The organism is Streptomyces sp. NPDC056503 (assembly GCF_042794995.1).
Taxonomy (GTDB): Bacteria; Actinomycetota; Actinomycetes; order Streptomycetales; family Streptomycetaceae; genus Streptomyces.
Genome location: NZ_JBHTST010000056.1, coordinates 1 through 21,630, shown reverse-complemented (window position 1 = coordinate 21,630; position 21,630 = coordinate 1). Strand labels below are relative to the sequence as shown.

Sequence of the window (21,630 nt, the reverse complement as noted above, 5' to 3'; positions counted from 1 at the left end):
GGGTCGTGTGGGCTGTCCCACGCGGCCCGGCCGTCGTCAGTCGATCTACCCCTGGGTAGCATCCTTCTCATGGCAGACACCAAGGAAGACACCACGGCCGTGTCCCCGCGCGCCGAGCGCAAGGCGGCCAAGCTGGCCAAGGAGATCCGCGCCTTCGGCAAGGAGCACGGCGGCGTCGAGGGCCAGCTCGCCCACATCGGCCAGGCCGGCACCCGGATCGTCCTCGTCGGCGAGGACGGCGGCTGGGGCGACCTGGTGGCCCCCACCGACGCGATCGCCCGGCAGGCCGCGGAGAAGGCCGAGCTGACCCTGCACGACGAGTTCGACGGCGAGTTCGCCGCCAAGGTCGTCACCGGGCCCTACGAGTGGACCCGGATGGCCGGCATCCAGCTCGGCGGCCCCGCCAACCGCTGACCCCGGCGCCACCGCCACCGCCTCCGCCACCACCAGGCGCGGAGGCGCGGAGGCGCGGTGGCGCGGAGGCAACAACCTCACACGGGGCTCACCCGTTAGGACGTGTGGAGACACGCCCACACAGGGAGCCCCCGAGATGATCGACACGCCGCGCCTGGTGGACCAGTACTGCCACGGGGTGCTCCGGACGGAGCTGGGTCTCGGCACCTTCGAGGCCCACCTGGGCCCGGCCGCCGTCCTGCCCGCCTCCGGCACCACCTTCTTCGACACCCAGACGGGCTTCGCCGTACGGCGCTGGTGCCCGCCGCTCCTCGGCCTCGAACCGCACTGCCCGCCCGCCCGCTACCTCGCCCGGCGCCGCGAGCTCGGCGTCGCCGAGACCGGACGCCGGCTGCTGCGGGGCGCCGGCATCGCCACGTACCTCGTCGACACCGGCCTCCCCGGAGACCTCACAGGACCCGCCGAGCTGGCCGCCGCCGGCGAGGCGCGCGCCCACGAGATCGTCCGCCTGGAACCCCTCGCCGAGCAGGTCGCCGACACCTCGGGCACCGTCGACTCCTTCCTCGCCAACCTCACCGAGGCCGTCCAGGACGCCGCCGTGCGCTCGGTGGCCTTCTCCTCGGTCTCCGCCGCGCGCTGCGGCCTCGCCGCCGACGCGGAGCCCCCCGGGCGCGCCGAGACCCGCCGGGCCGCCGGGCGCTGGCTCGCGCAGCGGACCGCCGGCGGGCCCCTCGACTCCCCGGTGCTGCTGCGCCGGCTGCTGTGGATCGCGGTGGGCGCGGGCCGGCCGCTCCAGCTGCACACCGGGGACCGGGACCCGTCGGGTCTGGCGGGCTTCGCCGCCGCCACCGCCGGGCTCGGCGCCGACCTCGTCCTGCTGCACGGCTCGCCGCACCACCGGACGGCCGCGCGGATGGCGGCCGTCTTCCCGCACGTCCACGCGGATCTGGGCGCCGCCCTGGCGCACACCGGGGCGCGGGCGGCGGACGTCCTCGCCGAGGTCCTCGAACTGGCCCCGTTCGGCAAACTGCTCTACTCCAGCGGCGCCCGCGCGCTGCCCGAGCTGCACGTGGTCGCCGCCAGCGCCTTCCGCGCCGCCCTCGGCCGGGTGCTCGGCGCCTGGGTCCTGGACGGCGCCTGGTCCCGTGCCGACGCGCAGCGGGTCGCCGCGATGATCGCGGCGGGGAACGCGGCGCGGGTCTACCGGCTGGGGTGAGCCGGGATCACGCCGCGGCGAGCTCCGGGTCCGCCTGGGCCGGGATCTCCGCCGTGGGCAGCGGGCGCTCGCGCAGGCTCAGGGCGAGGCGCAGCACCGCGATCCACATCAGCGAGGAGCCGAGCATGTGGGCGGCGACCAGGAGCTCGGGGACGCCCGTGAAGTACTGGACGTAACCGATGCCCCCCTGGGCGACCAGCACGATCAGCAGGTCGCGGGCGCGGGCGCGGGTGTCGTCCGGGGCGTCGACCACGCGCAGCACCAGCCACATCGCCACGGCGAGGGCGCAGACGGCCCACGCGGCGATGGCGTGGAGGTGGGCGGCGTCGGTCCAGTCCCACGGCATGCGGGGCACGTCGCTGCTGTCGCCCGCGTGCTTGCCGGCGCCGGTCACCGTGGTGCCGAGCGCGATCAGCAGGGCCGAGACGATCGTGATCGCCCAGGACAGCTTCCGGACCGGACCGGGCACGCGCGGGCGGGGGGCGGTGTCGCCCTCGCCGGTCCGGTGCCAGGTGATCACGGCGACGGTGAGCAGCGCGTTCGCGGCCAGGAAGTGCCCTGCCACGGTCCACGGGTTGAGGCCCATCCAGACCGTGACGCCGCCGATGACGGCGTTGCTCATCACGATCCAGAACTGGGCCCAGCCCCACCGGGTGAGGCCGCGCCGCAGCGGCTTCGTCGAGCGGGCGGCGATGATCGCCCAGCCGACGGCCGCCGACAGGACGTAGGTCAGCATGCGGTTGCCGAACTCGACGAAGCCGTGGAAGCCCTGCTCGGCGGTGACGATCAGGCTGTCGTCCGTGCACTTCGGCCAGGTGTCGCAGCCGAGACCGGAACCGGTCAGCCGGACCGCCCCGCCCGTGACGATGATGAGCACGCTCATCACGACGGCGGAGAGCGCGGCGCGCCGGAGGATCCGGGGAGACGGGGTCCAGCGCTGGGCGATGAAGGCGAGGGGGGTCTGCACGGGCCCTATCGTAGGCGGGGGCTTGTGCACGCTTTCACGAGGGGTGGCTTGTCGGGAAACGTCACCCTCTGAACCCCCTCGGCTACTCCCAGCGGAAGAACCTCGCCGCCGCGCCGAGCCCCAGGACGGCCCAGGCGGCCAGGATCCCGGCATCGCCCCACGGCATCCCCGCGCCGTCCCGCAGGACGTCCCTGAGGCCGTCGGAGAGGGCGGAGATCGGCAGCAGCGCCAGGACGTCGCCGGCCGCGCCGAACTTCTCCAGCGGGACGATCACCCCGCCGCCGACCAGGAGCAGCAGGAAGACCAGGTTGGCGGCGGCGAGGGTCGCCTCCGCCTTGAGCGTGCCGGCCATGAGCAGCCCGAGCCCGGAGAAGGCGGCGGTGCCGAGGACCAGCAGGAGCAGGACGGCGAGCGGGTTGCCGTGCGGGGACCAGCCGAGGCCGAAGGCGATGGCGGTCAGGAGCACGATCTGGAGGACCTCGGTGACCAGGACGGCGAGCGTCTTGGCGGTCATCAGGGCCTGGCGGGGCAGCGGGGAGGCGCCGAGCCGCTTGAGGACGCCGTAGCGGCGCTCGAAGCCGGTGGCGATGGCCTGGCCGGTGAAGGCGGTGGACATCACGGCGAGGGCGAGGACGCCGGGGGCGAGGAAGTCCACGGCCTCGCCGCCGCCGGTGTCGACGATGTCGACGGTCGAGAAGAGGGCCAGGAGGAGGGAGGGGATGATCACCGTGAGGAGGAGCTGCTCGCCGTTGCGGAGCAGCATCCGGGTCTCCAGGGCGGTCTGGGCCGCGATCATCCGCCCGACGGGGGCGGCCCCCGGCTTCGGCGCGTACGTACCGCCGCTCATGCGCGCAGCTCCTTGCCGGTCAGTTCGAGGAAGACGTCTTCGAGGGTGTGGCGCTCGACCGCGATGCGGTCCGGCATCACGCCGTGCTGGGCGCACCAGGTGGTGACGGTGGCGAGCAGCTGGGGGTCGACGCCGCCGGTGATCCGGTAGGTGCCGGGGAGCGGCTCGGCGGCCTCGGTGCCGTCCGGGAGCGCCTTGAGCAGGGAGCCGAGGTCGAGGCCGGGGCGGCCGGTGAAGCGGAGGGTGTTCTCGGCGCCGCCGCGGCAGAGCTGCTCGGGGCTGCCCTGGGCGGCGACGCGGCCGGCGTCGACGATGGCGACGTCGTCGGCGAGCTCCTCGGCCTCCTGCATGAAGTGGGTGGTGAGGACGGTGGTGACGCCGTCGGCGCGCAGCTCGCGGACGAGGTCCCAGGTGGCGCGGCGGGCCTGCGGGTCGAGGCCGGCGGTGGGCTCGTCGAGGAAGACGAGCTCGGGGCGGCCGACGACCGCCATGGCGAGGGCGAGCCGCTGCTGCTGGCCGCCGGAGAGCCGCCGGTAGGTCGTACGGCCGCAGGAGCCGAGACCGAGGCGTTCGATCAGGGCGTCGACGTCGAGCGGGTGGGCGTGGAGCTTCGCCATGTGGCGGAGCATCTCGTCGGCGCGGGCGCCGGAGTAGACGCCGCCCGACTGGAGCATCACGCCGACGCGGGGGCGGAGGGCGGCGGCGTCGGCGAGCGGGTCGAGGCCGAGGACGCGGACGGTGCCGGCGTCCGGCCTGCGGTAGCCCTCGCAGGTCTCGATGGTGGTGGTCTTGCCGGCGCCGTTGGGGCCGAGGACGGCGGTGACGGTGCCGGTGCGCACGTCGAGGTCGAGGCCGTCGACGGCGGTCTTGGTGCCGTACCGCTTGACCAGGCCGCGGACGCGGACGGCGGTGTCGGCGGACTCGTTCTGCATGCCGGGAAGTCTAAGGACCCACCGGGACGGGCCGGGCCTCGGCCCCGGCGGGGCGCCTTCTGCCCGGAGGGGGCGGACGCGTACGTCCGTTTCCACGACGATCCGGGGGGTCGAGGCGCCCCGTGACGCGACTGTTTTCCGGGACCCGATGAGCGCGGCGGGGAGGCCGGTGGCCGTGCCGGCGGTAGTCCCGGAAGAAGGGGAACCGGCTGGTCAGGACGGCCTTGATTCATCCCACCAATGATCCTTTTCGCAGGTCAGGTAAGCCTTGCCTGAGTGATGCACGCCATCGTCACCGCTTCGGGCGCCGCTTGTCACTGCCTGATTAATTACGCAACAATGGCGTTGTGAAAAACCTTGGCGCGGCTCCTGTGGAGGAACTCGCGACCCGAGAGCGGTCGACACGCAACCGGGTCGCGCGCTCCATCCTGGATCACGGGCCGTCGACCGTCGCCGACCTCGCGGAGCGGCTCGGCCTCACCCAGGCCGCCGTCCGCCGGCACCTCGACGCGCTCGTCGCCGAGCAGGTCGTCGAGGCCCGCGAGAAGCGCGTCTACGGCACCCGCACCCGGGGCCGCCCCGCCAAGGTCTTCGCCCTCACCGACTGCGGGCGGGACGCCTTCGACCAGTCGTACGACTCCCTCGCCGTCGAGGCGCTCCGCTGGATCGAGCGCAACGCCGGAGGAGAGGCGGCCGTCGCCGCCTTCGCCCGCGACCGGATCGAGGCCCAGGCCGAGACCTACCGCGAGGCCGTCGAGTCGGTCGAGCCCGAACGGCGGGCCGAGGCGTTGGCCAAGGCCTTGACGGCGGACGGGTACGCTGCCACTGCGCGCAACGCGCCGGTCGGCGAGCAGCTCTGCCAGCACCACTGCCCGGTCGCCCACGTCGCCGAGCAGTACCCCCAGCTGTGCGAGGCGGAGACGGAGATCTTCTCCCGCCTCCTCGGAACGCATGTCCAGCGCCTGGCCACCATCGCCCACGGCGACGGCGTCTGCACCACGTTCATTCCGCACAGCACCCCGCAGACCACTGAGACAGCATCCGTAAGCACGGCCGGGAGGAAGCCCGCATGACCACCGAGATCAGCCACCCCGAGCTTGAGGGCCTGGGTCGGTACGAGTACGGCTGGGCCGACTCCGACACCGCCGGCGCCACCGCCAAGCGCGGCCTGAACGAGGACGTCGTCCGCGACATCTCCTCGAAGAAGAACGAGCCCGAGTGGATGCTGAAGCTCCGTCTCAAGGGCCTCCGTCTCTTCGGCAAGAAGCCCATGCCGACCTGGGGCTCCGACCTCGGCGGGATCGACTTCGACAACATCAAGTACTTCGTGCGGTCCACCGAGAAGCAGGCCGAGTCCTGGGAGGACCTGCCGGAGGACATCAAGAACACGTACGACAAGCTCGGCATCCCGGAGGCGGAGAAGCAGCGCCTCGTCGCCGGTGTCGCGGCCCAGTACGAGTCCGAGGTCGTCTACCACCAGATCCGCGAGGACCTGGAGGAGCAGGGCGTCATCTTCGTCGACACCGACACCGCGCTGAAGGAGCACGAGGAGCTCTTCAAGGAGTACTTCGGCACCGTCATCCCGGTCGGCGACAACAAGTTCGCCTCGCTGAACACGGCCGTGTGGTCCGGCGGCTCCTTCATCTACGTGCCGAAGGGCGTGCACGTCGAGATCCCGCTCCAGGCCTACTTCCGCATCAACACGGAGAACATGGGCCAGTTCGAGCGGACGCTGATCATCGTCGACGAGGACGCCTACGTCCACTACGTCGAGGGCTGCACCGCCCCGATCTACTCCTCCGACTCGCTGCACTCCGCGGTCGTCGAGATCATCGTGAAGAAGGGCGGCCGCTGCCGCTACACGACGATCCAGAACTGGTCGAACAACGTCTACAACCTGGTGACCAAGCGCGCCGTCGCCTACGAGGGCGCCACCATGGAGTGGGTCGACGGCAACATCGGCTCCAAGGTCACCATGAAGTACCCGGCCGTCTACCTGATGGGCGAGCACGCCAAGGGCGAGACGCTCTCCATCGCCTTCGCGGGCGAGGGCCAGCACCAGGACGCCGGCGCCAAGATGGTCCACCTGGCCCCGAACACCTCGTCGTCCATCGTCTCCAAGTCGGTGGCGCGCGGTGGCGGCCGCACCTCCTACCGCGGCCTGATCGAGATCGGCGAGGGCGCCCCCGGTGCCAAGTCGAACGTCCTCTGCGACGCGCTGCTGGTCGACACGATCTCCCGCTCCGACACGTACCCCTACGTGGACGTGCGCGAGGACGACGTGACCATGGGCCACGAGGCCACCGTCTCCAAGGTCTCCGAGGACCAGCTCTTCTACCTGATGCAGCGCGGTCTGACCGAGCAGGAGGCCATGGCGATGATCGTCCGCGGCTTCGTCGAGCCGATCGCCAAGGAGCTGCCGATGGAGTACGCGCTGGAGCTGAACCGGCTGATCGAGCTGCAGATGGAAGGCGCGGTCGGCTAAGCGCCCCCGCCCCTCCGTACCGCAGCGAACGATTCTTTACGCAGGAAGAGAGCAAGACGACAGCCATGGCTGAGGCTCAGAACATCCCCGCGGGCTCCACCACCGCGGGCTCGATCGCGGTGGCCGCCGAGTCCACCGTCGCCACCCGCATGAGCGCGCCGCCGTCCTTCGACGTCGCGGACTTCCCCGTGCCGCACGGCCGCGAGGAGGAGTGGCGCTTCACCCCGCTCGCCCGCCTCCGCGGTCTGCACGACGGCACCGCCGTCGCCACCGGCGAGGGCGTCCGGGTCGAGATCGAGGCCCCCGAGGGCGTCACCGTGGAGACCGTCGGCCGCGACGACGCCCGCCTCGGCAAGGCGAAGCCGGTCGACCGGGTCGCGGCCCAGGCGTACTCCTCCTTCGAGAAGGCCGGCGTCGTCACCGTCGCCAAGGAGGCCGTGCTCACCGAGCCGATCCGGATCGCCGTGCACGGCGAGGGCGGCGTCGCCTTCGCCCACCAGGTGATCGAGCTCGGCGCCTTCGCCGAGGCCGTCGTCGTCATCGACCACACCGGTGACGCGGTGCTCGCCGCCAACGTCGACTACGTGCTCGGCGACGGCGCCAAGCTCACCGTCGTCTCCGTCCAGGACTGGGACGAGAAGGCCGTCCACGTCGCCCAGCACAACGCCCTCGTCGGCCGCGACGCCTCCTTCAAGTCGGTCGTGGTGACCTTCGGCGGCGACCTGGTGCGCATCCACCCGCGCGTCGAGTACACCGCCCCCGGCGGCTCGGCCGAGCTCTTCGGCCTGTACTTCACCGACGCCGGCCAGCACCAGGAGCACCGCCTCCTGGTCGACCACAACACCCCGCACTGCACCTCGAACGTCGCCTACAAGGGCGCGCTCCAGGGCCAGGACGCGCACGCGGTGTGGATCGGCGACGTCCTCATCCAGGCCGCCGCCGAGGGCACCGACACCTACGAGCTCAACCGGAACCTCGTCCTCACCGACGGTGCCCGGGTCGACTCCGTGCCGAACCTGGAGATCGAGACCGGCGAGATCGCCGGCGCCGGCCACGCCTCCGCCACCGGCCGCTTCGACGACGAGCAGCTCTTCTACCTGATGGCCCGCGGCATCCCGGAGACCGAGGCCCGCCGCCTCGTCGTCCGCGGCTTCTTCGCCGAGCTGGTCCAGCAGATCGGTCTGCCGGACGTCGAGGAGCGTCTGATCGCCAAGGTCGAGGCCGAGCTGGAGGCTTCCGTCTGATGGCCTTCGTCCGAGTCTGCGCGCTGGGCGAGCTGGAGGCCGACACCCCGAAGCGGGTCGAGGTCGACGGCACGCCGGTGTCGGTCGTCCACACCGAGGGCGAGGTGTTCGCGATCAACGACATCTGCTCGCACGCCAACGTCTCCCTCTCGGAGGGCGAGGTCGAGGACTGCGCCATCGAGTGCTGGCTGCACGGTTCCAGCTTCGACCTCCGTACCGGCAAGCCGTCCGGCCTTCCCGCGACGCGCCCCGTCCCCGTGTACCCCGTAAAGATCGAAGGGGACGATGTGCTCGTCTCCGTCACCCAGGAGTCCTGAGTCACCCATGGCAACGCTCGAAATCCACGACCTGCACGTCTCCGTCGAGGCGGAGAACGGCCCCCGCGAGATCCTCAAGGGCGTCGACCTGACCATCAAGCAGGGTGAGACCCACGCGGTCATGGGCCCCAACGGCTCCGGCAAGTCGACCCTGGCGTACTCCCTGGCGGGTCACCCCAAGTACACGGTCACCGGCGGCACCGTCACCCTCGACGGCGAGGACGTCCTGGAGATGTCCGTCGACGAGCGCGCCCGCGCCGGCGTCTTCCTCGCCATGCAGTACCCGGTCGAGGTCCCCGGCGTCTCGGTCTCCAACTTCCTGCGCACCTCCGCCACCGCCATCCGCGGCGAGGCCCCCAAGCTGCGCACCTGGGTGAAGGAGGTCCGCGAGGCCATGGACAAGCTGTCCATGGACCCGGCCTTCGCCGAGCGCAACGTCAACGAGGGCTTCTCCGGCGGTGAGAAGAAGCGCCACGAGATCCTCCAGCTGGAGCTCCTCAAGCCGAAGATCGCGATCCTCGACGAGACCGACTCCGGCCTCGACGTCGACGCCCTGCGCATCGTCTCCGAGGGCGTCAACCGCGTCCGCGAGTCCGGTGAGGTCGGCACCCTCCTCATCACCCACTACACGCGCATCCTGCGCTACATCAAGCCCGACTTCGTGCATGTGTTCGCGAACGGCCGCATCGTCGAGTCCGGCGGCGCCGAGCTCGCCGACCAGCTGGAGAACGAGGGCTACGACAAGTACGTGAAGGGTGGCGCATCCGCGTGACTTCCGCCCATCAGGGGCTGACCGGCCTCCTCGACACCGAGGCGATCCGCAAGGACTTCCCGCTCCTGGATCGCACGGTCCACGACGGCAAGAAGATCGTGTACCTGGACTCCGCGGCCACCTCGCAGAAGCCGCGCCAGGTCCTCGACGCGCTCAACGCCTACTACGAGCGGCACAACGCCAACGTCCACCGCGGCGTCTACACGGTCGCCGAGGAGGCAACCGCGCTGTACGAGGGCGCCCGCGACAAGGTCGCCGCCTTCATCAACGCGCCGAGCCGCAACGAGGTGATCTTCACCAAGAACGCCTCCGAGTCGCTCAACCTCGTGGCCAACATGCTGGGCTGGGCCGACGAGCCCTACCGCGTGGACCACGAGACCGAGATCGCCATCACGGAGATGGAGCACCACTCCAACATCGTCCCGTGGCAGCTGCTCTCGCAGCGCACCGGCGCGAAGCTGAAGTGGTTCGGCCTCACCGACGACGGCCGTCTCGACCTGTCGAACATCGAAGAGGTCATCACGGAGAAGACGAAGATCGTCTCCTTCACGCTGGTCTCCAACCTGCTCGGCACCCAGAACCCGGTCGAGACCATCGTCCGGCGCGCCCAGGAGGTCGGTGCGCTCGTCTGCATCGACGCCTCGCAGGCGGCCCCGCACCAGGTCCTGGACGTGCAGGCGCTCCAGGCCGACTTCGTGGCCTTCACCGGCCACAAGATGTGCGCCCCGACCGGCATCGGCGTGCTGTGGGGACGGCAGGAGCTCCTGGAGGACCTCCCGCCCTTCCTCGGCGGCGGCGAGATGATCGAGACCGTCTCGATGCACTCCTCCACCTACGCCCCGGCCCCGCACAAGTTCGAGGCGGGTACGCCCCCGATCGCCCAGGCCGTCGGCCTCGGCGCGGCCGTGGACTACCTGTCGGCGATCGGCATGGAGAAGATCGCGCGCCACGAGCACGCGATCACCGAGTACGCCGTCCGCCGCCTCCAGGAGGTCCCGGACCTGCGGATCATCGGCCCCAACACGGCCGAGGACCGCGGCGCGGCGATCTCCTTCACGCTCGGCGACATCCACCCGCACGACGTGGGCCAGGTCCTCGACGAGCAGGGCATCGCGGTCCGGGTCGGCCACCACTGCGCGCGGCCGGTCTGCCTGCGGTACGGAATTCCTGCGACCACGCGGGCGTCGTTCTATCTGTACTCCACCCCGGCCGAGGTCGACGCCCTGGTCGAGGGTCTGGAGCACGTCCGGAACTTCTTCGGCTAGGGGACGCTGTGAAGCTGGATTCGATGTACCAGGACGTCATCCTGGACCACTACAAGCACCCGCACGGGCGGGGCTTGCGGGACGGCGACGCCGAGGTGCACCACGTCAACCCGACGTGCGGCGACGAGATCACGCTTCGCGTGAAGTACGACGGCGAGCGCATCGAGGACGTGTCGTACGAGGGCCAGGGCTGCTCGATCAGCCAGGCCTCGGCCTCGGTCCTCAACGACCTGCTCGTCGGCAAGGAGCTGTCCGAGGCGCGGAAGATCCAGGAGACCTTCCTGGAGCTGATGCAGTCCAAGGGGCAGGTCGAGCCCGACGACGCCATGGAGGAGGTGCTGGAGGACGCGGTCGCGTTCGCCGGCGTCTCCAAGTACCCGGCCCGGGTGAAGTGCGCGCTGCTCAGCTGGATGGCGTGGAAGGACGCGACCGCCCAGGCCCTGGGCGGAGACGACCAGAAGTCTGTGAGGAAGTCGGCATGACCGAGAACGCGACCGAGAACGCCGAGGCGGCCACGATGAAGCCGGCCTCCGAAGAGGAGATCCGCGAGGCGCTCTACGACGTCGTCGACCCCGAGCTGGGCATCGACGTCGTCAACCTCGGCCTGATCTACGGCATCCACATCGACGACTCCAACGTCGCGACGCTGGACATGACGCTGACCTCGGCGGCCTGCCCGCTGACCGACGTCATCGAGGACCAGGCCCGCTCCGCCACCGACGGCATCGTCAGGGAGCTGCGGATCAACTGGGTCTGGATGCCCCCGTGGGGCCCGGACAAGATCACCGACGACGGCCGCGAGCAGCTGCGCGCGCTCGGCTTCAACGTCTGAGCGGTGACCGTACGAGGAGAGGCCCCCGGCAGTGTGCCGGGGGCCTCTTCCCGTGCCGGGGTCAGCCCCGCGCCGCCGTCCGGGCCAGGACCGGGCCCAGGTTCTCCTTGCGGATGCGCTGGTCGACGTAGAGGAGGCCGGAGGTCAGGGGCTGGAGGGGGCCCAGGAGCGCCTGGGTCAGGAGCTGGAGCAGGCCGGAGGTGGCCGCCATGGTGCCGACGGCCGCGAAGACGGTGCCGGGGGTGGCGTGCTGGGCGAGCGGGGTCGCGAAGACGGAGACCTGCGTCACCAGGGAGACGGACATCTGCACCACGAACGTGATGCCGCCGACGATCAGCAGCATCACCAGCGTGTAGCCGAAGACCCGCCACCAGGAGCCGCGGACCAGCTGCGCCGAACGGCGCATGGCGGTCAGGGCGCCGGCCGACTCGACGACGGCGGCCGTCGGGGCGAGGCTGAACTTCACCCAGATCCAGATGGCCAGCGGCATCGTCCCGAAGGCGAGGAGGAGGACGAGCAGGCCGGTGAGGGCCCATCCGGTCCCGTTGTCGGCGTGGCCGCCCTGGTCCGCCCCGATGCTCGCGATCATCGCGCCCAGCATGAGGCAGAGGCCGACCAGGAAGAGCAGCACCGGCACGAGTCCGGCCAGGGCCGACAGGACGACCGAGCCGAGCACCGAGCCGAGCCGGGACCACGCCCGGCGCCACACCGTCCCGAAGCCGACCGGACGGCCGAGCACCGCCTCCTGGACCACGACCGCGACGGCGGCGTGCAGCAGCCCGGTCGCCAGCAGCAGCCCCACCGAGCAGGCCAGCCAGAGGGCGCCGAGGACGAGGAAGAACGGCATGAGGTCCCAGAGGTCGGGATCCCCGGGGGCCGGGGTGGCCGTCCACCGGTCGGCGAGGGCGGCCCACGCGGCCGCGCCCAGCCCGACGACCACCACGGCGGCCACCGCGTAGGCGGCCACGGTGATGCCCAGCAGGACCTTCCAGTGACGGCGGTACGCGACGAAGGCGCCCGACAGGACGTGGTTCAGGTCGAGCGGCGCCAGGGGTATCACGCCGGGCTTGGGCGGTGGCGGGGCGGGCGCGTAGCCGTACCCGTACGGCCCCGGGGCATAAGTCATGCGCCATACGGTAACGGCAGCCGTTGCGTACGCCCGTACACAGTCATGTGTACCCTCGTCCGCATGGGTTACGGACTCCTCGCCGGGGCCATCGCGGCCGAGATCATCGCCACCACCTCCATGAAGTACAGCGAGGGCTTCTCCAGGCTCTGGCCCTCGCTGATCACCGGGGCCGGGTACGTCATCGCCTTCGCGCTCCTCGCCCAGGCCCTCAAGACCCTCCAGGTCGGCACCGCCTACGCGATCTGGTCCGGGGTCGGCACCGCCGCCGTCGCCGGCATCGGGGTCCTCTTCCTCGGCGAGACCCTGAGCCTCGCCAAGATCGCCGGCATCCTCCTCATCGTCGGCGGGGTCGCCGTGCTCAACCTCGGCGGGGCGCACTGATGGCGCGCCCCCGGCGGTACGACCCCGAGCGCCGGGCGCGGCTCGTGGACGCCGCCCTGCGGGTGGTGCGGCGGGACGGGATCGGCGGACTGAGCCACCGCACGGTCGCCGCCGAGGCCGATGTGCCGCTCGGCTCCACCACGTACCACTTCTCCTCCCTCGACGAACTCCTCGTCGCCGCCCTGCGCGAGCTCGACGCCGGCTTCGCGGACGGGCTGCGGACCGGCGCCGCCCTCGCCGGGGACGACCTGGCCGGCGGGCTCGCCCGGCTCCTGGGGGAGTGGCTCGGGGCCGAGCGGAGCCAGGTGGAGCTGGCCTACGAGCTCTACCTCGCCGCGCTGCGCCGCCCCGCGCTGCGGCCCGTCGCCGCCGAATGGACCGAGGAGGTCGTCACCGCCCTCGCCCCGCGCACCGGACGGGGCACCGCCCGCGCCCTGGCCGCCCTCATGGACGGCATCGGCCTCCAGGTCCTGCTCACCGGCGCGCCGTACGACGAGGCGTACGCCCGCGAGATGATCGCCCGGGTCCTGAACGAAGCCCCGAAGGAGCGGGCCGGGGGCTCGTCGGAAGCTCCGGAAGGCCCGACCGGCACCTGAGACCGGTTGGCCCGCGCGCCGCCCGGCCCGTTAGGTTTTCCGTCATGACCACCACTGCTCCTCGCACCACCGGCGCCGTCGCCGCCGGCCTCGCCACCATCGCCGGCGACGGCACCGTCCTCGACACCTGGTTCCCCGCCCCCGAGCTCACCGAAGAGCCCGGCCCGGCCGGCACCACGCGGCTCTCCCCGGACGAGGCGGTGAACGCCCTCGGAGAAGGTGCCGCCAAGGCCCTCGGCGTGGACGCCCGCCGCGGCGTCGAGGTGGTCGCCGTCCGCACCGTCATCGGCTCCCTCGACGAGAAGCCGCTCGACGCCCACGACGCGTACCTCCGCCTCCACCTGCTCAGCCACCGGCTGGTGAAGCCGCACGGCCAGAGCCTGGACGGCGTCTTCGGCCTGCTCGCCAACGTCGCCTGGACCTCGCTCGGCCCCGTCGCCGTCGACGACATCGAGAAGGTGCGGCTCAACGCCCGCGCCGAGGGCCTGCACCTCCAGGTGACCTCGATCGACAAGTTCCCCCGCATGACCGACTACGTCGTGCCCGCCGGCGTCCGCGTCGCCGACGCCGACCGCGTCCGTCTCGGCGCCCACCTCGCCGCCGGCACCACCGTCATGCACGAGGGCTTCGTCAACTTCAACGCCGGCACGCTGGGCACCTCCATGGTCGAGGGCCGCATCTCCGCCGGTGTCGTCGTCGGCGACGGCTCCGACATCGGCGGCGGCGCCTCCACCATGGGCACCCTCTCCGGCGGCGGCAACGTCGTCATCTCCATCGGCGAGCGCTGCCTGATCGGCGCCGAGGCGGGCGTCGGCATCGCGCTCGGCGACGAGTGCGTCGTCGAGGCCGGCCTGTACGTCACCGCCGGCACCCGGGTGACCATGCCCGACGGCCAGGTCGTCAAGGCCCGTGACCTCTCCGGCGCCTCGAACATCCTCTTCCGCCGCAACTCGGTCACCGGCGCCGTCGAGGCCCGCCCGAACAACGCGGTGTGGGGCGGCCTCAACGACATCCTGCACAGCCACAACTGACGCCCCGACCGCCCCCCGGCCGCCCTCAGACGGCCGGGAGGGCGGTCAGCCGTTCCCCGTGGAGCGCCATCAGGCGCGTGCCCGCCGCCGCGACGTACCACTGGTCGAGCGCCTTGCTGCCGTCGTTGTACCGCCAGCGCAGCTCCCCGTTCCGGGCGTCGAAGGCGAGGATCCCGCCCTTGTCGTCCAGCTCCGTCGCCGCGTAGAGCGTGTGGCCCACCGTGGCGAACTGCCCCGGGTAGGCCACGTCCAGGAGCGCCTCGGTGCGCCAGCTCTCCCGGCCCGTCGCGGCGTCGACCGCCCGCACGACGTGGCCCGAGTCGGCGGCGTACAGCACCCCGTCGGCGACCCCGATGCCGTGGAAGCGGGTGAACTCCCCTGACGCCAGGGACCACTTCTCCGCCCCGTCGGCCAGCGCGAACGCGCGCAGCCGCCCCGCGTCGGCGACGATCACCCGTCCGTCGTGGACGGCGAGCCGGCCGCTGTTGGAGCGCCCGATCTTCTTCGTCCAGAGCTGACGGCCGGTGTCGGTGGAGCGGACCGTCACGTTCTCCCGGTAGTCCGTGTAGACGAGGTACCGCCCGACGGCGTCCGCGGCGATCCCGAACTCCTCCGTCCCCGCGTCGCGCAGCTCCTGCCAGGCCACCTTGCCCGTCGAGGCGTCGATCGCCGCGATGACGTTCCTCCCGACGCGGAAGTCCTTCTCCAGGATGCCCGCGAGGACGTACACCCGGTGCTCGTCGGCGGCGATCGGCCGCGGCTGCGCGAACCGCTTGCCGAGCCGGCTCCGCCAGGTCTCCCGGCCGGTCGCCGGATCGAGGCCGACGACGTCCCCGTCGTACTCGGCGCTCGCCAGGTAGAGCGTGCCGCCGCGCACCAGCATCCGCGCCCCCGGCACGGCGGCCTCCTCGCGCCGCCAGCGTTCCGCGCCGGTGGCGGTGTCCCGTCCGATCAGCGGGTCGTTCGAGACGAGGACCACGTCGCCCGCGACGGCGAGCGCGTCCATGCCGAGGGTGCCCTTCGCGGTGCGCTGCTGCCACAGCGGCTCCGGGGCGGTGCCGGGCGGCGGGGTGGTGAAGGCGTCCCCGCCGCCGGCCGGCGACCCCGACGGGGCGTTCGACGGGGCGGAGGGCGCGGCCGCACCCGGGTCCTCGACCGGACCGCAGCCCCAGGCGCCCGCGCCGAGGGCCGCGAGGCCCAGCCCCGTGCCCGTCCGCCGCAGCACCGTCCTGCGGGAGACCCCGCGCCCCTCGTGCAGCCTCATCCGTCCGCCCCGCCCCTCACCTGGTCCGATTGCCTGTTCGACGGCGGGGAGCCTAGCGACCCGGCCGGGCGGCGCCCGGCTTCGGGACACGACGGGGACAGGACCGTGAACCTCGTGACGACACGGCAACCCTTTTGATCACGGAGCGTTGTCACGGGGGGCGCAGTGCTCCACAGAGAGACGAGGCGAGGAGTCGACATGAGGACGAAGCCCATGGTCGCCGGGGTGCTCACCGCGGCGGCCGTGCTGCTGCCGGCGGGCGCCGCCCGGGCGGACGAGACGCACACGCACAACGGGCCGGCGGTGACCAACGGCCCCAGTCTCAACCTCCACACCGGGCAGATCGACGATCCCCTGGAGGACGTCCTGGAGCACGCGGCGATCCTGGGGCGGACTCACACCACCGATTCCGCCTGAAGCAGCTCCAGGAGCGCCCGCAGTCCGTCGGCCGTCTCCCGGTCGGCGGGCCGCAGCGGTTCCCGGACCGGACCGCCGAGCAGCGCCTTCGCGGTGACCGTGCCCGGCAGGCCCGCGGCCATCATCCCCTCGACGAGCGGGAGCGTCCGGGCGTGCAGCCGGGCGGCCAGGGCCGTGTCGCCGGCGTCGTACGCGTCGAGGACGGCGGCGAGCGGGCGCGGCGCCACGTTGGCGACCGTGCTGACGTAGCCGGCGCCGCCGACCGCGTACAGCGGGAGGTTCAGCTCCTCGCTGCCGGAGTAGTACGCGAGGGGGGTCTCGGCGATCAGCCGGGCGGCGGTCAGCAGGTCGTTCGAGCAGTCCTTCACGGCTGTGATCCGCGGGTGTTCGGCCAGTCGGCGCATGGTGTCGGGCTCGACGCGGGTGCCGGTGCGGCCGGGGATGTCGTAGACCATCAGCGGCAGGCCGGTGGCGTCCGCGACCTTCAGGAAGTGGGCGGCGACGGCGTCCTGCGGCGGGCGGCTGTAGTACGGGGTGACGACGAGCAGCCCGTCGGCGCCGGCCGCCTCGGCCCGGCGCGCGAGTTCCGCGGTGTGCCGGGTGTCGGCGGTGCCCACGCCCGCGACCAGCGTGGCCGCCGGGCCGACCGCCTCCCGCACCGCGCGGACCAGCGCCGCCTTCTCGGCGTCCGTGGTGGTCGGGGACTCCCCGGTGGTGCCGTTGAGGACCAGACCGTCGCAGCCGTCCCCGAGCAGCCGGGCGGCCAGCTTCCCGGCGGCGTCGAGGTCGAGGTCGCCGGAGTCGGTGAAGGGGGTGACCATCGCGCAGAGGGAGCGGCCGAAGGGCCGGTGCGTGGCTGGAGTGCTCATGAGGGCAGTCTGGGCGGGTTCCATCGTTCAGGTCCACTTAGATCTGCTTGGCCGGAACGTTCAGTTCGGGTGAAGGGATCCCGGGTCAGAGCGGCAGCTTGAAGCCTTCGTGGCTGCGCGCGTAGCCGAGCGAGGCGTAGAAGCGGTGGGCGTCGGCGCGCTCCTTGCCGCTGGTCAGCTGGACGAGGGCGCAGCCGCGTCGTCGGGCCCGGTCCGCCGCCAGCTCCATCAGCCGGCGGCCGAGGCCCGCCCCCCGGCGGTCGGCCCTGATCCGGACGGCCTCGATCAGCGCCCGCTCGGCGCCGCCCTTGCCGAGGCCCGGGACGTAGGTGGCCTGGAGGCAGCCGAGGACCACGCCGTCCGCGCCGGCCAGGACCAGCATCTCGTTGCGCGGATCGGCCTCGATGGCCGCGAAGGCGCGCTCGTACGCCTCGGTGACCGGGACCGTCGCGGGGTCGACGACCCGCTCCTCGTCGGCGAGGAGGGCGAGGACGGCGGGCAGTTCGGCGCGGGTGGCGGGGCGAAGGATCATGGTGCGCAGTCTTCCACGGTGAAACCCCTTGACCTCGACCAAGGTCGAGGAAGGAGGGTCGGGTCATCCGCACCGAGCAGGAGGAGAAACCCCGTGAACGCCGTCGCCGTGCCCGGCATCGAGCGGCTGGAGCTCCGCCGCTACGGGCCGGTCCACCGCTCCACCGAGCGCCGCGCGACGAGCACGGGGGAGCTGCCCGGGATCGTCGTGATCGTCGAGGCGGACTTCGAAGGGGCCGGGTCCGGCGCGGGGCTCCGGGAGGAGTGGGTGGACGGCGTGTTCGCCGCCCTGGACGAGGACGCGGCGACGCGGCCCGCGCCCGGCGGGATCAGCGGCCGGTTCCCTCTCTCCGTCGACGGCGGCCGGGCCCTGAACTACGCCGGGTGGGAGAGCGGGCGGGCCCACGTCGACTGGCTGGCGGACGGCACCCCGCCGAGCGGGGCCTGGCGGCGGGTGCACCACCACCCGGGGCTCGTGGGCGGCCGGGTGCGCGGGTACGCGCCCGCGCTCAGCCTGAGCGCGGGCGCGTGATCCGGAGCGCGGGCGCGTGATCCGGAGTCCGCCGGTTACGGGCGGAAGCGCAGGACCTGCGGGTCGTGGTCGCTGTCCTGGTCCGCGAACTCGGCGTTGATGTGCACGCTGTCGTACGCGAAGTGGTGCACGCCGGGGCTGGTCAGGATCTGGTCGAGGACCTGGCTGTTGCCCTGGTAGACGTACGAGTAGCGCTCGGAGCGCGGCAGCGACTTCACGGCCGGGTAGAGCGCGTCGCCGTCGGTCAGCGCCTCGGTCGTGCCGGAGAACTCGAAGTCGTTGATGTCGCCGACGACGAGGACGTCCGCCTGCTTGTCGACCGCGATGATCTCCTTCACGAAGGCGTTCACGGCCTGCGCCTGGAGGAGGCGCTTGGCCTCGGAGGAGCGGTTCGGCGGCTGGTGGTGCGAGACGATCGACTCGTCGCCGCCCTTCGAGCCGAAGTGGTTCGCGATGACGAAGACCGTGCGGCCGCGGAAGGTGAACTCGCCCGCCAGCGGCTTGCGGCTGGCCTCCCAGGCGGCGTTCGACGGGTCGATCCGGCCGGGGGAGAGGGTGAGGGCGGCGCGGCCCTTCGAGCCCGTGACGCCGGTCGCGGTGGTCGCGTCGCCGCCCGAGCGGTCCACGAAGGAGACGCGCTCGGGGTTGAAGAGGAAGACCTGGCGGATGTTGCCGCCGGGCTCGCCGCCGTCCTTGTTGTTCTCCGGGTCGATCGAGCGCCACTCGTACGCCGGGCCGCCGGCCGCCACGATCGCGTCCGTGAACTTCTTCAGGGTCTGGCCGGCCGAGACCGTGCCGTCGTTCTTGGCGCCGTTGTCGTCCTGGATCTCCTCCAGGGCGACGACGTCCGGCGAGGCGAGGTTCTCGACGACCGCCTTCGCGAGGGCGTCGAACTTCTCCTGCGGGTCGCTCGGGTCGAGGTTCTCCACGTTGTACGTGGCCACGGCCAGCTCGTTCTTGTGCTGCTTCCCGGTGACCTCGCGCTCCAGGCCGCCGTCCTCGACGGTGCCGAGGGTGCGGGCGGTCAGGGTGTAGCCGCCGAACTGGTTGAAGTCGAGCGGGCCCTCGGTCGAACCGGTCAGCCAGTCGCCGACGTTCGCCTTCGGGAAGGTCTGCTGGGCGAGCGGGATCAGCGACTGGATCTGGAGCCGGCCGGTGTTCTGGGACTCGTACGAGCCGTAGACCGTGCCGCCCCGCCGGTTGCGGTTCTCCCAGGGCTTCACCGTGACCCACAGCTCGGAGTACGGGTCGGTGGCGCCGACGACCCGGGAGGAGCCGACGCGGACGTTGGTGCCCTCCAGCGACTCGTAGTAGTCCAGGGCGTAGGTGTCGGGGTCGAGCGTCAGGCCGTTGACGGAGCCGCCGTTCGCCGGGTCGCCCTCGGGGGCGTACGCGTCCGGCACCGACCAGGGGGCGATGGTGACCGCGGTGGGCAGCGCGTTGTCCTTCGAGACCACGGTGACCTTGGGGCGGGAGAGCTGGGTCAGCGACTGGTTGCCGGAGTTGAGGCCGCCGGGGACGTACTCGGTGACCGTGCCGTCGACGCTGACCGCGTCGCCGACCGCGACCGTCGGGTTGGAGCTCGTGAAGACGAACAGGCCCTCGCTGGTGGCCGGGTTCTCGTCGCCCTGCGGGTCCTGCATCCAGAAGCCGCGCGAGGAGCCGTAGGCGCGGACGCCGGTGACGATGCCCGTCACCCCGGTGACCTGCTTGCCGGCCAGCGGCGAGACCCGCGTCGTGCCCTGGACGTCGTGGATGCGGACCGCGGCGGTGTCCTCGGCCGCGGCGCTCTGCGAGCCGGCGAGCAGTCCGGCCGCGAGGGCGGCCGCGACGACCGCGGAGACGGCGGCGGTTCTCGGTATGGAGGAAGACATCAGGAGGCTCCGAGGGTGCTTGGAGGAACGGCAGAGGGATCTACGCGCGTCAATCTCTTGCGAGAGCGCACCACTTGTCAAGGGTCGACGGGTGTACGAAGGCTGACGGGCCCGTGAACCGGCGGGCGGCCCCCCGGATGCGATTACGCTGAGGACGCCGGCCCCAACGGCCCCCACCGGTCCACACCGCGATCCCCACCGATCCGCGCACGCGTCGAGGAGTCCCCCACATGGCTGCGGAGCACCCCACCCTTCCCCCCGTTCGGCTGCCCTCGGACGCGGAGCTGGCTCGGGACGCCCTGGCCGCCCCCCTCCTCGCCCACGCCGTGCGCCTCGCCCGCTGGGCCGGCCCCGGCACCCGGGTCGGCGCGGGCGGCGAACTCGTCGACGAGCAGCTGCCGGACGCCGCCGGGGTCCTCGGCCTCGGTGACGACGAGGACGCCGAGTTCTGGGCCGGCGACGCCTGGCGGCTCGCCGTCGACACCGGCCTCGTCGACGTCGAGGACGGCGCCGACGACGACACCCCCGGCACCGCCGCCCCCGGAGAGAACCTCGCCGTCGTCACCGGCGGCGCGCCCCGGGACGTGCTCGCGCTCTGGCTCGACGCCTTCGAGGCCGTCTTCGCCGACGCCGTCGCCCCCGTCCTCGACGACCTGGAGCCGCTGCTCGACGAGGACGGCGGCCTCGACCTCGACACCCTCGACTGGGACCCCGAGGCGGAGGCCGACTTCCTGGAGGGTGTTCTCGGCAACCTCTACCTGCTGACCGTCAGCGAGGGCGGCCCCGGCGACGGGCCCGTGCCGCTGCCCGCGCTCGCCGCCTCCATGGTCGTCCCCGACGACATGGGCGAGCCCACCGACGACGTCCTGGAGCAGGTCTCCGACGCGATGATGCGGCTCGACGAGCAGTTCCGGCTCCTGGAGCCGATCGGCCTCGTCGAGTACCAGCCCGTCGACGAGGCCCTGATGGCCGAGGAGGGCGAGGAGCCCGCGCCGTCCGTCGACGACGAGGACGTCTCCCGCTACGGCATGGTCCGGCTCACCCCGCTCGGCCTCTACGGCGTCCGCACCCGCATGGTCGAGGCCGGCGTCGACGCCCCGGCCGTCGGCGACCTCGCCGAGAAGGACGCCGAGACCCTCCTCACCGGTCTCACCGGCTACCCCGAGGCCGCCGCCCGCGCCGAGACCGAGGCCTGGCTCGTCGGCCGCGAGCCGGTGCCCGCCGCCGCCGAACTCCTCGCCGCCGCCCGCGGCTCCGACCCCGACTCCCCGCTCCGCCGCCTCCACTGCCAGCAGGCCCTCGCCCTCGTCGGCCCCGAGGCCGAGCCGGTGGTCCGCGCGGTCCTCGACGACCCCGAACTCGGCGGCCTCGCCCGCGTCTGGCTCGCCGAGCGCGGCGCCGCGGACGTGCCCGCCCCGCCGGAGTCCATGATCTTCTGGCTCGCCGTGGACACCATCGCGGCCCAGCTCGACGCCGGCGGCGACCTGGCGGAGCTCCAGGAGCTCGTCGAGGGCCTGACGAGCCGCCACACCGGCTTCCTGGAGACCGCCTGGCGGGTCGAGCACCCGTACACGGCCGAGGTCCTCGACGCGATGGGCCGGCTCCACCCGGACAAGGCCGCCGCCAAGGAGGCCCGCAAGGCCGCCTTCAAGGCCCGCTCGCGCGCCGGCTCGGCCTGACCCCACCCTCTCCGCCGGCCGCGGAGCGCCTTTCCC

General features: G+C 72.5%; 24 protein-coding genes. 16 read left to right on the top strand and 8 right to left on the bottom strand.

Annotated elements, in window-relative coordinates:
• Positions 1–69: 69 nt before the first annotated feature.
• Both ACFQ8C_RS18665 and ACFQ8C_RS18660 read left to right on the top strand, forming a co-directional pair.
• Entirely contained in the window at positions 70–414 is a 345-nt protein-coding gene (locus ACFQ8C_RS18665) for a hypothetical protein (RefSeq protein ID WP_383458482.1), read from the top strand.
• 136 nt (positions 415–550) lie between these two features.
• Positions 551–1,630 carry an amidohydrolase family protein gene (locus tag ACFQ8C_RS18660; RefSeq protein ID WP_383458479.1) on the top strand — a complete coding sequence of 360 codons (1,080 nt, stop codon included), beginning with the start codon at positions 551–553 and terminating at the stop codon, positions 1,628–1,630.
• 7 nt (positions 1,631–1,637) lie between these two features.
• On the opposite strand, the gene ACFQ8C_RS18655 is transcribed toward ACFQ8C_RS18660, so the two are convergent.
• The 3 genes from ACFQ8C_RS18655 to ACFQ8C_RS18645 form a co-directional block, all read right to left on the bottom strand.
• Complete coding sequence (locus ACFQ8C_RS18655) at positions 1,638–2,606, bottom strand: heme A synthase (RefSeq protein WP_383458529.1); 969 nt, start codon at positions 2,604–2,606, stop codon at positions 1,638–1,640.
• A gap of 73 nt (positions 2,607–2,679) precedes the next feature.
• A complete protein-coding gene (locus ACFQ8C_RS18650; RefSeq protein ID WP_383458476.1) occupies positions 2,680–3,444 on the bottom strand; it encodes an ABC transporter permease in 765 nt (254 codons plus the stop codon).
• Positions 3,441–4,376 carry an ABC transporter ATP-binding protein gene (locus tag ACFQ8C_RS18645; RefSeq protein ID WP_383458473.1) on the bottom strand — a complete coding sequence of 312 codons (936 nt, stop codon included), beginning with the start codon at positions 4,374–4,376 and terminating at the stop codon, positions 3,441–3,443. The genes ACFQ8C_RS18650 and ACFQ8C_RS18645 overlap by 4 nt, the downstream gene beginning before the upstream one ends.
• A 347-nt stretch (positions 4,377–4,723) precedes the next feature.
• Here ACFQ8C_RS18645 and ACFQ8C_RS18640 point away from each other — a divergent pair, with 347 nt between their 5' ends.
• The 8 genes from ACFQ8C_RS18640 to ACFQ8C_RS18605 all read left to right on the top strand — a co-directional run bounded on the left by ACFQ8C_RS18640 (position 4,724) and on the right by ACFQ8C_RS18605 (position 11,291).
• A complete protein-coding gene (locus ACFQ8C_RS18640) occupies positions 4,724–5,449 on the top strand; it encodes a helix-turn-helix transcriptional regulator (protein ID WP_383458470.1) in 726 nt (241 codons plus the stop codon).
• Positions 5,446–6,861, top strand: coding sequence for a Fe-S cluster assembly protein SufB (gene sufB / locus ACFQ8C_RS18635; RefSeq protein ID WP_383458468.1), 1,416 nt, complete (start codon positions 5,446–5,448; stop codon positions 6,859–6,861). The genes ACFQ8C_RS18640 and sufB overlap by 4 nt, the downstream gene beginning before the upstream one ends.
• Positions 6,862–6,926: 65 nt before the next feature.
• On the top strand, positions 6,927–8,105 hold the full coding sequence (sufD, locus tag ACFQ8C_RS18630; RefSeq protein ID WP_383458465.1) for a Fe-S cluster assembly protein SufD: 1,179 nt from the start codon (positions 6,927–6,929) through the stop codon (positions 8,103–8,105).
• Positions 8,105–8,422, top strand: coding sequence for a bifunctional 3-phenylpropionate/cinnamic acid dioxygenase ferredoxin subunit (locus ACFQ8C_RS18625; protein ID WP_383458463.1), 318 nt, complete (start codon positions 8,105–8,107; stop codon positions 8,420–8,422). The genes sufD and ACFQ8C_RS18625 overlap by 1 nt, the downstream gene beginning before the upstream one ends.
• A gap of 7 nt (positions 8,423–8,429) precedes the next feature.
• Complete coding sequence (gene sufC, locus ACFQ8C_RS18620) at positions 8,430–9,194, top strand: Fe-S cluster assembly ATPase SufC (protein WP_360600684.1); 765 nt, start codon at positions 8,430–8,432, stop codon at positions 9,192–9,194.
• The gene (locus tag ACFQ8C_RS18615) at positions 9,191–10,459 is read left to right on the top strand and encodes a cysteine desulfurase (protein ID WP_383458460.1); all 1,269 of its coding nucleotides are present in this window, start codon (positions 9,191–9,193) and stop codon (positions 10,457–10,459) included. Before sufC ends, ACFQ8C_RS18615 begins: the two co-directional genes overlap by 4 nt.
• 8 nt (positions 10,460–10,467) lie before the next feature.
• Positions 10,468–10,941, top strand: coding sequence for a Fe-S cluster assembly sulfur transfer protein SufU (sufU, locus tag ACFQ8C_RS18610; protein ID WP_383458457.1), 474 nt, complete (start codon positions 10,468–10,470; stop codon positions 10,939–10,941).
• Positions 10,938–11,291, top strand: a complete 354-nt coding sequence (locus ACFQ8C_RS18605; protein ID WP_383458454.1) for a metal-sulfur cluster assembly factor — start codon at positions 10,938–10,940, stop codon at positions 11,289–11,291. The genes sufU and ACFQ8C_RS18605 overlap by 4 nt, the downstream gene beginning before the upstream one ends.
• Before the next feature lie 61 nt (positions 11,292–11,352).
• On the opposite strand, the gene ACFQ8C_RS18600 is transcribed toward ACFQ8C_RS18605, so the two are convergent.
• A complete protein-coding gene (locus ACFQ8C_RS18600) occupies positions 11,353–12,417 on the bottom strand; it encodes an oxidoreductase (RefSeq protein ID WP_383458451.1) in 1,065 nt (354 codons plus the stop codon).
• A gap of 63 nt (positions 12,418–12,480) precedes the next feature.
• On the opposite strand from ACFQ8C_RS18600, the gene ACFQ8C_RS18595 reads away from it, so the two are divergent.
• Genes ACFQ8C_RS18595 through dapD form a run of 3 tightly spaced genes read left to right on the top strand, consistent with a single transcriptional unit; the run spans position 12,481 to position 14,428 of the window.
• A complete protein-coding gene (locus ACFQ8C_RS18595) occupies positions 12,481–12,801 on the top strand; it encodes a DMT family transporter (RefSeq protein ID WP_383458448.1) in 321 nt (106 codons plus the stop codon).
• Complete coding sequence (locus ACFQ8C_RS18590) at positions 12,801–13,397, top strand: TetR/AcrR family transcriptional regulator (RefSeq protein ID WP_383458445.1); 597 nt, start codon at positions 12,801–12,803, stop codon at positions 13,395–13,397. The genes ACFQ8C_RS18595 and ACFQ8C_RS18590 overlap by 1 nt, the downstream gene beginning before the upstream one ends.
• Positions 13,398–13,441: 44 nt before the next feature.
• On the top strand, positions 13,442–14,428 hold the full coding sequence (gene dapD / locus ACFQ8C_RS18585; RefSeq protein ID WP_383458442.1) for a 2,3,4,5-tetrahydropyridine-2,6-dicarboxylate N-succinyltransferase: 987 nt from the start codon (positions 13,442–13,444) through the stop codon (positions 14,426–14,428).
• Between the two features lie 25 nt (positions 14,429–14,453).
• On the opposite strand, the gene ACFQ8C_RS18580 is transcribed toward dapD, so the two are convergent.
• Complete coding sequence (locus tag ACFQ8C_RS18580) at positions 14,454–15,692, bottom strand: PQQ-binding-like beta-propeller repeat protein (protein WP_383458440.1); 1,239 nt, start codon at positions 15,690–15,692, stop codon at positions 14,454–14,456.
• 198 nt (positions 15,693–15,890) lie between these two features.
• On the opposite strand from ACFQ8C_RS18580, the gene ACFQ8C_RS18575 reads away from it, so the two are divergent.
• On the top strand, positions 15,891–16,109 hold the full coding sequence (locus ACFQ8C_RS18575) for a hypothetical protein (RefSeq protein ID WP_383458437.1): 219 nt from the start codon (positions 15,891–15,893) through the stop codon (positions 16,107–16,109).
• On the opposite strand, the gene dapA is transcribed toward ACFQ8C_RS18575, so the two are convergent.
• Positions 16,088–16,978, bottom strand: a complete 891-nt coding sequence (gene dapA / locus ACFQ8C_RS18570) for a 4-hydroxy-tetrahydrodipicolinate synthase (protein WP_383458434.1) — start codon at positions 16,976–16,978, stop codon at positions 16,088–16,090. The two genes, ACFQ8C_RS18575 and dapA, sit on opposite strands and share 22 nt — an antisense overlap.
• 85 nt (positions 16,979–17,063) lie before the next feature.
• Positions 17,064–17,510: a GNAT family N-acetyltransferase gene (locus ACFQ8C_RS18565; RefSeq protein ID WP_383458431.1), complete on the bottom strand. Its 447-nt coding sequence runs from the start codon at positions 17,508–17,510 to the stop codon at positions 17,064–17,066.
• A 93-nt stretch (positions 17,511–17,603) separates the two neighbouring features.
• On the opposite strand from ACFQ8C_RS18565, the gene ACFQ8C_RS18560 reads away from it, so the two are divergent.
• Positions 17,604–18,041 carry a hypothetical protein gene (locus ACFQ8C_RS18560; protein ID WP_383458428.1) on the top strand — a complete coding sequence of 146 codons (438 nt, stop codon included), beginning with the start codon at positions 17,604–17,606 and terminating at the stop codon, positions 18,039–18,041.
• 35 nt (positions 18,042–18,076) lie between these two features.
• Here ACFQ8C_RS18560 and ACFQ8C_RS18555 read toward each other — a convergent pair whose 3' ends face one another.
• Positions 18,077–19,915, bottom strand: a complete 1,839-nt coding sequence (locus ACFQ8C_RS18555; RefSeq protein ID WP_383458425.1) for an endonuclease/exonuclease/phosphatase family protein — start codon at positions 19,913–19,915, stop codon at positions 18,077–18,079.
• Between the two features lie 230 nt (positions 19,916–20,145).
• On the opposite strand from ACFQ8C_RS18555, the gene ACFQ8C_RS18550 reads away from it, so the two are divergent.
• Positions 20,146–21,594 carry a hypothetical protein gene (locus ACFQ8C_RS18550; RefSeq protein ID WP_383458424.1) on the top strand — a complete coding sequence of 483 codons (1,449 nt, stop codon included), beginning with the start codon at positions 20,146–20,148 and terminating at the stop codon, positions 21,592–21,594.
• Positions 21,595–21,630: the final 36 nt, after the last annotated feature.